The organism is Xanthobacter cornucopiae, assembly GCF_043195065.2.
Lineage (GTDB): Bacteria > Pseudomonadota > Alphaproteobacteria > Rhizobiales > Xanthobacteraceae > Xanthobacter.
Genome location: NZ_CM195531.1, coordinates 4,159,940 through 4,172,485, shown reverse-complemented (window position 1 = coordinate 4,172,485; position 12,546 = coordinate 4,159,940). Strand labels below are relative to the sequence as shown.

At 70.7% G+C, this 12,546-nt stretch carries 12 protein-coding genes and 1 pseudogene; 10 read left to right on the top strand and 3 right to left on the bottom strand.

From position 1 onward, the window contains the following. The first annotated feature begins 404 nt into the window (after positions 1-404). Positions 405-1,379, top strand: coding sequence for an SPFH domain-containing protein (locus V5F53_RS18365; protein ID WP_393998472.1), 975 nt, complete (start codon positions 405-407; stop codon positions 1,377-1,379). 7 nt (positions 1,380-1,386) lie between these two features. Further along, positions 1,387-1,842, top strand: a complete 456-nt coding sequence (locus tag V5F53_RS18360) for an NfeD family protein (protein WP_393998471.1) — start codon at positions 1,387-1,389, stop codon at positions 1,840-1,842. A gap of 56 nt (positions 1,843-1,898) precedes the next feature. Here V5F53_RS18360 and V5F53_RS18355 read toward each other — a convergent pair whose 3' ends face one another. Then, positions 1,899-2,705, bottom strand: a complete 807-nt coding sequence (locus V5F53_RS18355) for an undecaprenyl-diphosphate phosphatase (RefSeq protein ID WP_393998470.1) — start codon at positions 2,703-2,705, stop codon at positions 1,899-1,901. A 544-nt stretch (positions 2,706-3,249) separates the two neighbouring features. Here V5F53_RS18355 and V5F53_RS18350 point away from each other — a divergent pair. Continuing rightward, positions 3,250-3,939: a glutathione S-transferase family protein gene (locus V5F53_RS18350; RefSeq protein ID WP_393998469.1), complete on the top strand. Its 690-nt coding sequence runs from the start codon at positions 3,250-3,252 to the stop codon at positions 3,937-3,939. Further along, a complete protein-coding gene (gene queG / locus V5F53_RS18345; RefSeq protein WP_393998521.1) occupies positions 3,936-5,078 on the top strand; it encodes a tRNA epoxyqueuosine(34) reductase QueG in 1,143 nt (380 codons plus the stop codon). Before V5F53_RS18350 ends, queG begins: the two co-directional genes overlap by 4 nt. An 18-nt stretch (positions 5,079-5,096) precedes the next feature. Here queG and V5F53_RS18340 read toward each other — a convergent pair whose 3' ends face one another. After that, a complete protein-coding gene (locus tag V5F53_RS18340; protein ID WP_393998468.1) occupies positions 5,097-6,095 on the bottom strand; it encodes a sensor histidine kinase in 999 nt (332 codons plus the stop codon). Positions 6,096-6,403: 308 nt separating this feature from the next. Here V5F53_RS18340 and V5F53_RS18335 point away from each other — a divergent pair, with 308 nt between their 5' ends. Further along, the gene (locus V5F53_RS18335) at positions 6,404-6,895 is read left to right on the top strand and encodes a thermonuclease family protein (protein ID WP_393998467.1); all 492 of its coding nucleotides are present in this window, start codon (positions 6,404-6,406) and stop codon (positions 6,893-6,895) included. 9 nt (positions 6,896-6,904) lie between these two features. Here V5F53_RS18335 and V5F53_RS18330 read toward each other — a convergent pair. After that, a pseudogene (locus tag V5F53_RS18330) lies at positions 6,905-7,662 on the bottom strand (IS5 family transposase). Positions 7,663-7,818: 156 nt separating this feature from the next. Here V5F53_RS18330 and V5F53_RS18325 point away from each other — a divergent pair. The 5 genes from V5F53_RS18325 (at position 7,819) to V5F53_RS18305 (ending at position 12,492) form a co-directional block, all read left to right on the top strand. Further along, on the top strand, positions 7,819-8,430 hold the full coding sequence (locus V5F53_RS18325; protein ID WP_393995962.1) for a glutathione S-transferase family protein: 612 nt from the start codon (positions 7,819-7,821) through the stop codon (positions 8,428-8,430). Between the two features lie 4 nt (positions 8,431-8,434). Beyond that, complete coding sequence (locus V5F53_RS18320) at positions 8,435-9,178, top strand: MBL fold metallo-hydrolase (protein WP_393995963.1); 744 nt, start codon at positions 8,435-8,437, stop codon at positions 9,176-9,178. Then, positions 9,171-9,836 (top strand): uracil-DNA glycosylase family protein, encoded by a 666-nt coding sequence (locus V5F53_RS18315; RefSeq protein WP_393995964.1) that lies wholly within the window; start codon positions 9,171-9,173, stop codon positions 9,834-9,836. Before V5F53_RS18320 ends, V5F53_RS18315 begins: the two co-directional genes overlap by 8 nt. 228 nt (positions 9,837-10,064) lie before the next feature. Next, entirely contained in the window at positions 10,065-11,222 is a 1,158-nt protein-coding gene (locus tag V5F53_RS18310) for an Mrp/NBP35 family ATP-binding protein (protein WP_393995965.1), read from the top strand. 178 nt (positions 11,223-11,400) lie between these two features. Further along, positions 11,401-12,492: a TRAP transporter substrate-binding protein gene (locus V5F53_RS18305; protein ID WP_393995966.1), complete on the top strand. Its 1,092-nt coding sequence runs from the start codon at positions 11,401-11,403 to the stop codon at positions 12,490-12,492. The last annotated feature ends 54 nt before the right edge of the window (positions 12,493-12,546 follow it).

Below are 12,546 nucleotides of genomic sequence, written 5' to 3'. Positions count from 1 at the left end.
GACCGGAGCCCCTCCCCCCGAGGGTATGGAGCCCGTGTGGGAGCAGGGGTCCCCTCCGCTGTCGCCTCTCCCCTGAATGGTTGCTGGGGACGGCCGATTCCGCACGACACGGGCAGGAGCGATCACCAGGCCACAGCCCATCGCCGGCTGCGATCCGGCGCACGCCCGCCGCCGCGCGCCCCGCCGGTCCCGGTCCGGGACAAGGCTGCGGGCCGGGCCGCGCCAGGAATGCGCCAAGGGGTGAACAAAGCACGCGCGAATCGCGTCGCTCCGTGAAATCGCGCTTCGTTCCGCCACCCTTGCGGGCGCGCCGGGGCCATGCCCTACTGCGCGGGCCGGAACGCCCCTCACGCACCGGCAGCGTGCCCCGGGGCGCGACGTCCGGACGGCCAGCAGGAGACGACATGATCCAGATCGGCCCCAACCTCTTCGTGATCGTGCTGCTGGTGCTGGCCATCGCGGTCGTGTTCTCGGGCGTGAAGACGGTGCCGCAGGGCTACGAATTCACCGTGGAGCGCTTCCGCCGCTACACCAAGACCCTGTCGCCCGGCCTCAACCTCATCGTCCCGTTCATCGACCGCATCGGCAACAAGGTGAACGTGATGGAGCAGGTGCTGGACGTGCCCACCCAGGAGGTGATCACCAAGGACAACGCCACCGTCTCGGTGGACGGGGTGACCTTCTTCCAGGTGTTCGACGCCGCCCGCGCCTCCTACGAGGTGGCGCACCTGGACACCGCCATCCTGGCCCTGACCATGACCAACATCCGCACCGTCATGGGCTCCATGGACCTCGACCAGCTGCTGTCCCACCGCGACGAGATCAACGAGCGGCTGCTGAAGGTGGTGGATGCCGCCGCCGCGCCCTGGGGCGTCAAGATCAACCGCATCGAGATCAAGGACATCGTGCCCCCGGCCGACCTGGTGAACGCCATGGCCCGGCAGATGAAGGCGGAGCGCGAGAAGCGCGCCTCCATCCTGGAGGCCGAGGGCCAGCGCCAATCGGAAATCCTGAAGGCGGAAGGCCAGAAGCAGGGCCAGATCCTGCAGGCGGAGGGCCGGCGCGAGGCCGCCTTCCGCGACGCCGAGGCCCGCGAGCGGCTGGCCGAGGCGGATGCCCGCGCCACCCAGATGCTGTCGGCGGCGGTGGCGACCGGCGATCCGGCGGCGCTCAACTATTATATCGCCGAGAAGTACGTGAAGGCGTTCGAGACCCTGGCCGGCGCCCCCAACCAGAAGGTGGTGATGGTGCCGTTCGAGGCCACCGCGCTCCTCTCCTCCCTGGCCGGCATCGGCGAGTTGACCCGCAGCGCCTTCGCCAGGGACGAGCCGTCCGCGCCGCCGCCGCGCCGGCCCCGCCCCACCGGCCCCGCGGCGTGAGGGCGCCATGAGCCTCTTGACCGATCTCGGGCTGGCCGGCCTCGGCGCATGGCTCTGGTTCGTGCTCGGCGGCGTGCTGCTGGTGGCCGAGATCGCCGCGCCCGGCGCCTTCCTGCTGTGGCTGGGGCTGGCCGCCCTGGCCACCGGCGCCGTCACGTTCGTGGTGGAGCTGTCCTGGCAGGCGCAGGTGCTGGCGTTCGCGGCGCTGGCGGTGGCGGCGGTGCTGGTGGGGCGCAGGGTCTCGCCCGGCGCCGCCAAGGCCTCCGACCGGCCGTTCCTGAACCGGCGGGCACAGGGCTTCGTGGGCCGGGTGTTCACGCTGGAGGAGCCGATCACCGGCGGCGTGGGCCGGGTGCGCATCGACGATACGGTCTGGCGCGTGGTCGGCCCCGACACCGCCTCCGGCACCAAGGTGCAGGTGGTGGCCGCGGACGGCGCCATCCTGAAGGTGGAGCCGGCCTGACGCCCAGGCCGCGAGGCCGGCCGGAACCGGACCCGGCGAGCCGGAGCGGCCGGCGTTCAGCCCACCAGGGCCAGCCCGATCAGCCCGGCCACGCCGACGGCGATGCGCCACCAGCCGAACGGCCTGTAGCCGTGGCGGGAGACGAAATCGAGCAGCGAGCGCACCACCATCACCGCCGCGCAGAACGCCGCCACGAAGCCGATGGCGATGAGCAGCCCGTCGTCGAAGGACAGCGCATTGCGGTTCTTGTAGAGATCGTAGCTGAAGGCACCGAGCATGGTGGGCAGGGCGAGGAAAAAGGAGAATTCCGCCGCCGCGCGCTTGTCCACGCCCATCAGCATGGCGCCGACGATGGTCGAGCCCGAGCGCGACATGCCGGGGATCATGGCCAGGCACTGCCAGAAGCCGATCTTCAGCGCCACCGACAGCGGCAGGCCCATGGCGTTGTTGTAGCGCGGCTCCGGCACCACCTTGTCGATGAACAGCAGCACCACGCCGCCGAAGATGAGCGCCGCGCAGATGAGCGCCGGCGTCTCGAACAGCACGCTCTTGATGAAGCCGTGCGCAAGGGCGCCGATCACCGCCGCCGGCAGGAAGGCGACCACCACGCCGATGACGAACCGCCGCGCCCCCGGATTGGTCGGCAATTGCCGGGCCACCCGCAGGAAACGCTCGAAATAGACAGTGAGGATGGCCAGCACCGCGCCGAGCTGGATCAGCACCTCGAACGTGCGCCCGGTGCTCTCGAAGCCCAGGAAGTGGCCGAGCAGCAGGATATGGGCGGTCGAGGACACGGGAATGAACTCGGTCAGCCCCTCCACAAGGCCGAGCACGAGGGCTTCAAACATATCGCCGAGGGTCATGTCGGGAGGATCCGAAGGAGAGGAGACGGACGGGCGCGCGGCTCGGCCGGGCGCCCCATCCTGGCCGCGCAGCCCTTAATGCCACGTCTCGATGCCGTCGTCGCGTCGAGATCACGCGCCCGCGCGGCACCGGAGGTTCGAGGCGCGGACGCGCCTGCGCCCGCGCGCTGGCTATAAGGTGCAATCGGGCGCCGCGCCACCCGCTGACGCAGCGGCGGCGCATGCTGCGTTTCGACGCGCGCCCGGGCCGTTACACGCCGCGCGCGCATCGCCGGTAATCGCCGACCACACCGGGGAACGCTGCCGCAAGGCCATGCGGCACAAGGCCTTGCGGCGCGGCGCCGGCCGCCTTAGACCGGAGGGCGAAAGCACGCGGCGGCGGCCTGCATGGCGTTCCGTCCACGATGCGCGGCCGCATCCGATCCCCGCCTGCGGCCGGGCAGTGTGCATCGCACCGATTGGAACCAATCGGAAAGATTCCGTCACTAAACATGAACGGGCCGGGTGAGCGCTGAGCGCTCGAACGCCCCGGCGAAAAAGCCTCATGTATCTGCACCATCATCCGTTCTGCCCCCATTCCCGCTTCGTTCGCCTGCTGCTCGCCGAGTACGGGCTGGAACCGGAGCTCGTGGAAGAGCGGGTGTGGGACCGGCGACCCGGCTTCCTGGCCTTGAATCCCGCCGGCGAGACGCCGGTGATCGTGGAAGAGCAAATTCCCTCGGTGCCGGGCGCCGGCATCATCGCCGAATATCTCGACGAAACGCGCGGTCTCGCCCTGGGCAGCCACCGCCTGTTGCCGGAGAATCCCGGCGAGCGGGTGGAGGTGCGCCGTCTCACCGTCTGGTTCCACGAGAAGATGTTCGTGGAATCCACCGAGCCGCTGGTGCGCGAGCGCATCCACAAGCGCTACATGAACCGCGACCAGGGCGGCGGCGCGCCCGACGCCACGGCGCTGCGCATGGCCCGCTCCAACCTGCGCTATCACCTGAAATACATCGGCTGGCTCGCCCGCGCCCGCAAATGGCTGGCCGGCGAAAAGCTGACCCAGGCGGATCTCGCGGCGGCGGCGCATCTCTCGGTGGCCGACTATCTGGGCGACGTCCCGTGGGACGAGGACGAGCACGCCCGCGACTGGTACGCGCGCATCAAGTCACGCCCGACCTTCCGCGCCCTGCTCAACGAGAGCATCCCCGGCATGCCGCCCTCCAAGACCTACGCGGACCTGGACTTCTGAAGCAGCCGCCGACACCGGCCGCGCTGAAGGCGCGGCTCGCCGATCTCGCCCGCGCCGAGGGGTTCGACGCCATCGGCGTCGCCGATCCCAGCGCCGGCCTGCCCGCCGGCGCCCGCCTCGCCCAATGGGTGGAAGCCAGCGCCCATGGCGACATGGGCTGGATGGCCGAGACCCTGGCGCGCCGGGCCGATCCGCGCGTGCTGTGGCCGGACCTGCGGGCGGTGGTGATGCTCGGCCTCAACTACGGGCCGCAGGACGATCCCCGCGCCGCCCTCGCCGACCGCGCCGTCGGCGCCCTCTCGGTCTATGCGCGGGGCGAGGATTACCACGAGGTCATCAAGCCGAAACTCAAGCGGGTCGCGCGCGCCCTGCTGGCCGCCGCCGGGAGCGGCGACGTGAAGGTGTTCGTGGACACCGCCCCGCTGATGGAAAAGCCGCTGGCCGCCGCCGCCGGCCTCGGCTGGGCGGGCAAGCACACCAACCTGGTGTCGCGCGACTTCGGCTCCTGGCTGTTCCTCGGCGCCATCGCCACCACCCTGGAACTGCCGTTCGATCCGCCCGCCGCCGACCGCTGCGGCTCCTGCCGCGCCTGCCTGGAGGCCTGCCCGACGGCGGCCTTCCCCGCCCCCTACCAGATCGACGCGCGGCGTTGCGTCTCCTATCTCACCATCGAGCTGAAGGGGCCGGTCCCGCGCCCGCTGCGCCCGCTCATCGGCAATCGCGTCTATGGCTGCGACGATTGCCTGGCCGCCTGCCCCTGGAACAAGTTCGCCGTCGCAGGGCGCGAGGCGAAGCTGGCCGCGCGGGCGGAAAACGCCGCCCCGCCCCTCGCCGAGCTGGTGGAACTGGACGACGCCGCCTTCCGCGCCCGCTTCCCCAGGAGCCCGATCAAGCGGATCGGGCGCGACCGCTTCCTGCGCAACGTGCTGATCGCCATCGGCAACGGCGGCGACCCGGCGCTCGCCCCGGCGGCCGAGCGGCGGCTGGGCGACGCCTCGCCCCTGGTGCGCGGGGCGGCGGCGTGGGCGCTGGCGCGGCTGCTGCCGCCGGCCGCGTTCGCGCGCCTCGCCGCCCGCCACCGGCCGGGGGAGGCGGACGCTTCCGTCCAGGAGGAATGGCGCGACGCCGGCTCCGCCTGAGGGGAGGCGCCGGAACGGTCAAGCCGTGCCCGGGACGGTCAGAGCCCGGCTCTTGGGAAAATGGACGCGGGCGCTGGTGCCACCGCCGCTGCGGCGCGTCAGGCTCAGCTCGCCGCCATGTAGCGCCGCCAGCGCGCGGACGATGGCGAGGCCCAGGCCCGCCCCCCGCCCGCTCTTCACATCGAGCCGGCTCTCGCGATGGCGGGCATCGTCCAGCGGCAGCTCGCGCTCGCTCAGGCCCTGGCCGGTGTCCTCCACCGCCATGAACGGGGCGCCGCACTCGTCCACGCCGGCCACGAACCGCACCTCGCCGCCGGCGGGCGTGAACTTCACCGCGTTGGCGAGCAGGTTGAGGGCCATCTGCCGCACCGCCCGCTCATCCCCCCACAGCCCCGCCGGCCCCCGCGTCTCCTGGCCCAGGGTGAGGCGATGCGCCGCGGCATCCGGACGCAGCATGGAGAGGCAGTCCTGGCCCAGGCGGTCGAGGTGCACCGGGGTTTCCAGCAGCAGGCGATGGCCGCTCTCGATCCGGGCGAGGTCGAGCAGATCGTCGGCCAGCGCCAGCAGGTGACGGCCGGAAGCGAGAATGTCGCGGGCGTAGCCGCCATAGGCCGCCACCCGATGCGGGCCCAGCACCTCGTCCGCCATCATCTCGGAAAAGCCCATCACCGTGTTGAGCGGCGTGCGCAGCTCGTGGCTCATCTCGGCCAGGAAGCGCGACTTGGCGCGGCTCTCGGCCTCGGCCCGGGCGCGGGCCGCCTCGGCGGCGGCGAGGCGCGCCTCCAGGCTCACCCGCTCGCGGCGCAGCCGCAGAACCTGCCAGGCGCCCGCCGCGCCGAGGCCGAGGACCACCGCCGCGCCCGCCGGCACGGCGCCGCCGCCGAGGGCGAACGCCCCCGCCGCCAGCCCCAGCGCGCCCACCGCCGCCACGCGCGCGGCGGCGCGGCGCGAACCGACGCCGCGCCCGCGTGCGGGAAGCGGCGGGTCCGTCACCGGGGGCGGAGCGGAACCATGCATGATGCGAGCCGTATGCGCCCCTGTGGCGCTCCCTGTGGCGCCGGCGGGCCGGAAAAGGCCGGGCTCCGCCTGGATTGGTTCTTAGGATTGGTTCTTAGGACCGGTTGTTTCGCCGCGCCGCCGGCCGGCGGTCAACGAAGCGTTAACGCTCTCCCGTTCAGGCTCTCCCGTCAACTGCCTACCGTCCCGGCGGCGACGGCCCGCGCGTCCGAGGGGGCTCGCACGTTCGCGAGGGTCGGCGTCGAGGGGGTCGGCGTCGAGGGGGTCGGCGTTCAAGCGGCCGGGCGTTCAAGGGGGGCGTCATCGCCATGCGCATTCTCGACGTGGTCGTCGCCTTCGCCTTGGTTCTCGCCCTCGGCTGGCTGGCCGAATGGATGCAGCGCAAGGAGGTGTATGCCGGCGCCGCCACGGTGGTGGATGGCGACACCCTGCTGCTGCGGGGGCGGCGCATCCGCCTCGAGGGCCTGGACGCGCCGGAGCTGGCCCAGAGCTGCGAGCGCGACGGCGCCGCCTGGCCCTGCGGCAAGACGGCCCGCTTCGCTCTGGCCGAGCTGGTGCAGCGCGGCGACGTGTTCTGCTCCGCCAGCGGCGAGGATGCCTATGGCCGGGCGCTGGCGCGCTGCACCGTGGGCGGTGTCGACATCGCCGAGGAACTGGTTCGCCAGGGGCTGGCCGTGGCCTATGGCCGGCGCGGCTACACTGCGGCGGAGGCCGAGGCCCGCGCCGCCCGGCGCGGCATGTGGGCGGGGCGGTTCCAGGCACCGCGGGACTATCGCGCCGCCCACCCGCGCGCCGACTAGGCAGCGGACTCATAACGCATTGATCCAGATTCGGACGGCAGCGAGCTTGAGGGCCGCGAGGAAGTTGTCCGGACGGCGATCGTAGCGCGTGGCGAGGCCGCGCATCTGCTTGATGCGGTTGAAGAAGCGCTCGATTTGGTTTCTCTGGCGGTAGAGCCAAGGGCTGAAGGCGAAGGTTCGCTTTCGGATGACACGTGGCGGCACATTGGCAAAGGCGCCGCGTTCCGCCGCTTCAGTGCGGATGGCGTCCGTGTCATAGGCCTTGTCGGCGAGGAGGATGCCGCCGGGTGCGAGCCGGGCCAGGAGTTCGCGCCCCGCCGGTGCGTCGCCGGCCTGCCCTGCGGTGAGCAGGAGGTGAATCGGACGGCCCTCCGCATCGACCAAGGCGTGGATTTTCGTAGTCAGTCCACCCCGGGAGCGTCCCATGCAACGATCGTCATCGCCCCCTTTTTGATCGCGGCGCCGTGCTGGTGAACGCGAACGCAGGAGCTGTCGATCATGACGATGTCCCCGTCATAGGCGGCCGAGACCGCTTCCAGCAACTTGTCCCAGACCCCCGCGGCCCGCCAGCGCACGAAACGGTTGTAGAGGGTTGTACGTGGTCCATAGCGCTCCGGCACATCCCGCCACGGCGCACCGGTCCGAAAGCGCCAGAGGATGCCGTTGATCACTCGGCGGTCATCCACCCGCGCCACGCCGCGCACCTTGTTCGGCAGCAGCGGCGAGATGATCGCCCATTCCTCGTCGGTCAGCTCGTGGCGGCGCATCTGTCAGGCTCCCAGTTCGGGAGCTTGAATCACGATACGCTCAGACGCGCAAATTTATGGGGCCACGCCCTAGGCCGCGTTGGCGGCCGCGCGTCCCGGCTTGCGCCGGGCGGCGGGCCATGGTCTGTGCAAGCTAAAGAGAGGAGACGCCACACCATGCAGCTCTATGATTCAGGCCGCGCGCCCAACCCGCGCCGGGTCCGCGTCTTCCTTGCGGAAAAGGGCATCGCGGTGCCGCTGGTGCCGGTGGATATCGGCAAGCTGGAGCACAAGTCGCAGGCCTTCACCCGGCTCAACCCGCGCCAGCGGGTGCCGGCCCTGGTGCTGGACGACGGCACCGTGATCTGTGAAACCATCGCCATCTGCCGCTATTTCGAGGCGCTCCAGCCCGAGCCCAACCTGTTCGGCCGGAGCCCCGTGGAGCAAGCCCTGGTGGAGATGTGGCAGCGCCGGATCGAACTGGAGCTGTTCCTGCCGGTGGCCACTGTGCTGCGCCACCTCAACCCGGCCATGGCCGCCATGGAGGTGCCGCAGGTGCCGGCCTGGGGCGAGGCCAACCGGCCCAAGGTCATCGCCTTCCTCGAATTCCTGAACGAAGAGCTGGCGGAGCGCGCCTATGTGGCCGGCGACCGCTTCACCGTGGCCGACATCACCGCCATCGTCACCGTCGACTTCATGCGCGCCATCCGCACCGAGGTGCCGGAGCGCCTCACCCACATCCTGCGCTGGCGCGACCTGCTCTCCCAGCGCCCCAGCCTGAAGGCCTGAGGCCATGCGACTGACGGTGGTGGGCTGCGGCGATGCGTTCGGCTCCGGCGGACGCGGCAATTCCTGCTATCTGGTGGAGGCCGGCGACACCCTGCTGACGCTGGATTTCGGCGCCAGCACCCCGGTGGCGCTGAACCGGCTCGGCATCGACGCCAGCCGCATCGACGCGGTGATCCTCAGCCACCTGCACGGCGACCACTTCGGCGGCCTGCCCACCCTGCTGCTGGACGGCCAGTTCGCCCGCCCCCGCAGCCGGCCGCTCACCATCGTCGGCCCGCCCGGCACCCGGGCCCGGCTCGACACGCTGATGGAGACCCTGTTCCCCGGCATGGGCCGCACCCCGTGGCGGTTCGACTGGCAGGTGCTGGAGCCCGCGCCCGGCGCCACCACCGCCCTCGGCGGCCTCAGCCTCGCCACCACCGAGGTGGTGCACCCGTCCGGAGCGCCGGCCACCGCCGTGCGCCTTACCGACGGCGCGCGCACCCTGGCCTTTTCCGGCGACACCCAGTGGACCGAGGCGCTCGGGCCCATCGCCCATGGTGCCGACCTCTTCATCTGCGAATGCTCGGCGTTCGAGGGGGAGCCGGTGGGCCATCTCGCCTATCGCACCCTGGAGGCGCGGCGCACCAGCTTCGCCGCCGGGCGCATCCTGCTCACCCACATGGGCGAGGCGATGCTGGCGCGGCGCGGCGCGGTGGACGCGTCGGCCTTCCTGCTCGCCGAGGATGGCCTCGTGCTCGATGTCTGAGACCGCCTTGGATGCCCTGCTCGCCGCCATCCGCGCCTGCCGGGTGTGCGTGGAGGCGCCGCGCGGCGCGCCGCTGCCCCATGCCCCCCGGCCGGTGCTGCAGGTGTCCGCCACCGCGCGCATCCTGGTGGCGAGCCAGGCCCCCGGCACCCGGGTGCATGAAAGCGGGCGGCCCTTCACCGATGCCTCCGGGGACCGCCTGCGGGCCTGGATGGGCATCGACGCCAGCACCTTCTACGATGCCTCGCGCATCGCCATCGCGCCCATGGGCTTCTGCTTTCCCGGCCAGGACGCCAAGGGCGCCGACCTGCCGCCGCGCCGCGAATGCGCCGCCACCTGGCACGACGCCCTGTTCGCCGCCCTGCCGCGGTTCGCCCTGGTGCTGGCGGTGGGCCGGCCGGCCCAGGCCTATCACCTGCGGCGGCTCGGCCTTGCCGCGCACGCGGGCGAGGGCCTGACGCAGACGGTCGCCGCCTGGCGCGCGGTGCGGGCGGCGGGGGCGCGGCTGGACCGGCCGGTGATCCTCTATCCCCTGCCGCACCCCTCCTGGCGCAACACCGGCTGGCTGAAACGCCACCCCTTCTTCGAACAGGAACTGCTTCCCGAGCTGAAAGCCGACATCGACCGCGCCCTTCACGCCCCGGCGGAGGCCTGCTGAGGACAGGATTTCCACCCTTCCGCCGCATGCGCATGCAATACTTCACCATTGAACGAAGGTTGGGCACGAAATTTGCTGCTTGCGTAGGCAGTGCTCATGAGTGAGGCTTTGCAGAAAGGTTCCGTCGTGCGAAGCAAGAGTCCATTCGATTGGTTCCAGAGTGCCGCCCATGCGTTGCGCGCCCTGCTCCCGGGCGCCGCCGCCGGGGCCGGGCGCGGGAGAGACGAGATGGCCGAGACTGGCGTGGCCGATGCCGCAGTGACCGAAGACGCCGTGCGCGCGGCCCTGAAGCAGGTGAAGACCCCCGAGGGCGTGGCCCTGTCTGCGTCGCCCGCCCTGTCGGGCGTGGTGGTGACCTCCGGCAAGGTCTATCTGTCCATCACTGTGGACCCGGCCCAGGTGCGGGCGTGGGAGGATGTGCGCGCCGCTGCGGAAAAGATCGTGTCCGGCCTGCCGGGCGTCGCCTCCGCCCTGGTCGCCCTCACCGCCGAGCGCGCCGCAGCAGCACCCGCCGCCAAGCCGCCTCAAGGCGCGGGAGCCGGCCATGGACACGCCCACGCCCCGGCCCCCGCCAAGGGCACCGCCGTGCCGGGCGTCAAGTCGATCATCGCCGTGGCCTCGGGCAAGGGCGGAGTGGGCAAGTCCACCACCTCCATCAACCTCGCCCTGGGCCTGCGCGATCTCGGCCTCAAGGTGGGCCTCTTGGATGCCGACATCTACGGCCCGTCCCTTCCGCGGCTCGCCGGCCTCAGCCAGAAGCCCGAGATGGAGGACGGCAAGCGCATCATTCCGCTGGAGAATTTCGGCCTGCAGCTGATGTCCATCGGGTTCCTGGTGGATGAAGAGACGCCGATGATCTGGCGCGGGCCGATGGTGATGAGCGCCATCACCCAGATGCTGCGCGACGTGAAATGGGGCCCGCTCGACGTGCTGGTGGTGGACATGCCCCCCGGCACCGGCGACGCCCAGCTCACCATGGCGCAGAACGTGAACCTCGCCGGCGCGGTCATCGTCTCCACCCCCCAGGACATGGCCCTCATCGACGCCCGGCGCGGCGTCGCCATGTTCGAGAAGGTGAACGTGCCGATCCTCGGCGTGGTCGAGAACATGGCCTATTTCACCTGCCCCCACTGCGGCGGACGCTCCGACATCTTCGGCCACGGCGGCGCCCATGCCGAGGCCGACAAGCTGGGGGTGCCGTTCCTGGGCGAAATCCCCCTGCACATGCGCATCCGCGAGATGTCCGACGCCGGCCTGCCGGTGGTGGTGAGCGACCCGGACGGCGCGCACGCCGCCGCCTATCGTCATGTGGCGGCCGGGGTGAAGGCGGCTCTCGAACGGGCGGACGGCGGCGCCAAGGCGGCGCCGCGCATCGTCATCGAATAGGCTTCGTAATTTTATGTCGCATCATGTGACGCCGACGTTCTTTTAGGAACGTCGGCGTCATTTTTGCAGTGCAAACATGCTTTCCCTTGGAAGACGGCGGCTCTAGATAGAGCAATGACGCCGCTTCGCCCCGGGCGATAAAGGCGCGTCGCGCAAGACGTCCTAGGGAGTTGCCCGCATGAAACGCCGAGATTTCCTGACCGCCGCCGGCGCGGGTGTCGCCGCCTCCACCGCCGTCGCCATGCCCGCCATCGCCCAGTCGGCGCCGGAGATAAAGTGGCGCTGCACCTCGTCCTTCCCCAAGTCCCTCGACACCATCTATGGCGCCGCCGAGCTGATGGCGAAGACCGTCTCCGAAGCCACCGACGGCAAGTTCCAGATCCAGGTGTTCGCGGCCGGCGAGATCGTGCCCGGCCTGCAGGCGCTCGACGCCACCCAGAACAAGACCGTCGAGATGTGCCACTCGGCCTCCTATTATTACGTGGGCAAGGACCCCACCTTCGGCCTCGGCACCGCCATTCCGTTCTCGCTCAACACCCGGCAGACCAATGCCTGGTTCCTGTACGGCAACGGCCTCACCCTGTTGAACGACTTCTACAAGAAGTACGGCGTCTCCATGCTGCCGGGCGGCAACACCGGCGGCCAGATGGGCGGCTGGTTCCGCAAGGAAATCAAGTCGGTGGCCGACCTTCAGGGCCTCAAGATGCGCATCGCCGGCATGGGCGGGCAGGTGATGGCCAAGCTCGGCGTGGTGCCCCAGCAGCTCGCCGGCGGCGACATCTACCCGGCGCTGGAAAAGGGCACCATCGACGCCGCCGAATGGGTCGGCCCGTATGATGACGAGCGCCTCGGCCTCTACAAGGTGGCGCAGTATTATTATTATCCCGGCTGGTGGGAAGGCTGTGCTGCCCTCAACTTCTTCTTCAACCTGGAAGAGCTGGACAAGCTGCCGAAGGGCTATCGCGCGGCGCTGACCGCCGCCTGCGCCCGCGCCAACGAGAGCATGCTGGCCAGTTACGACGCCAAGAACCCGATCGCCATCCAGAGCCTGGTGAAGGCCGGCACCCAGCTGCGCCGCTACCCCACCGACGTGCTGGAGGCGGCCTACAAGGCAGCCAACGCCCTTTATGACGAAATCTCGGCCAAGAACCCCGAGTTCAAGAAGATCTGGGACGACGTGAAGGTGTTCCGCAACAATGGCTACCTGTGGTGGCAGATCGTCGAGTTCACCTATGACGACTTCATGATCCGCGCCCGCTCGCGCGGCTGACCCCCCGCGCCCGCCCCTCGAGCCCCGGCCCGCGCGCCGGGGCTCTTGCGTTCC

Bases quoted from the DNA above. Each gene is read 5' to 3' on its own strand.
- V5F53_RS18325 (WP_393995962.1), top strand. From the start codon at position 7,819: ATGCAGCTCTATGATTCAGGCCGCGCGCCCAACCCGCGCCGGGTCCGC.
- V5F53_RS18315 (WP_393995964.1), top strand. From the start codon at position 9,171: ATGTCTGAGACCGCCTTGGATGCCCTGCTCGCCGCCATCCGCGCCTGC.
- V5F53_RS18335 (WP_393998467.1), top strand. From the start codon at position 6,404: ATGCGCATTCTCGACGTGGTCGTCGCCTTCGCCTTGGTTCTCGCCCTC.
- V5F53_RS18305 (WP_393995966.1), top strand. From the start codon at position 11,401: ATGAAACGCCGAGATTTCCTGACCGCCGCCGGCGCGGGTGTCGCCGCC.
- V5F53_RS18360 (WP_393998471.1), top strand. From the start codon at position 1,387: ATGAGCCTCTTGACCGATCTCGGGCTGGCCGGCCTCGGCGCATGGCTC.
- V5F53_RS18310 (WP_393995965.1), top strand. From the start codon at position 10,065: ATGGCCGAGACTGGCGTGGCCGATGCCGCAGTGACCGAAGACGCCGTG.
- V5F53_RS18350 (WP_393998469.1), top strand. From the start codon at position 3,250: ATGTATCTGCACCATCATCCGTTCTGCCCCCATTCCCGCTTCGTTCGC.
- V5F53_RS18355 (WP_393998470.1), bottom strand. From the start codon at position 2,705: ATGACCCTCGGCGATATGTTTGAAGCCCTCGTGCTCGGCCTTGTGGAG.
- V5F53_RS18320 (WP_393995963.1), top strand. From the start codon at position 8,435: ATGCGACTGACGGTGGTGGGCTGCGGCGATGCGTTCGGCTCCGGCGGA.
- V5F53_RS18365 (WP_393998472.1), top strand. From the start codon at position 405: ATGATCCAGATCGGCCCCAACCTCTTCGTGATCGTGCTGCTGGTGCTG.
- V5F53_RS18340 (WP_393998468.1), bottom strand. From the start codon at position 6,095: ATGCATGGTTCCGCTCCGCCCCCGGTGACGGACCCGCCGCTTCCCGCA.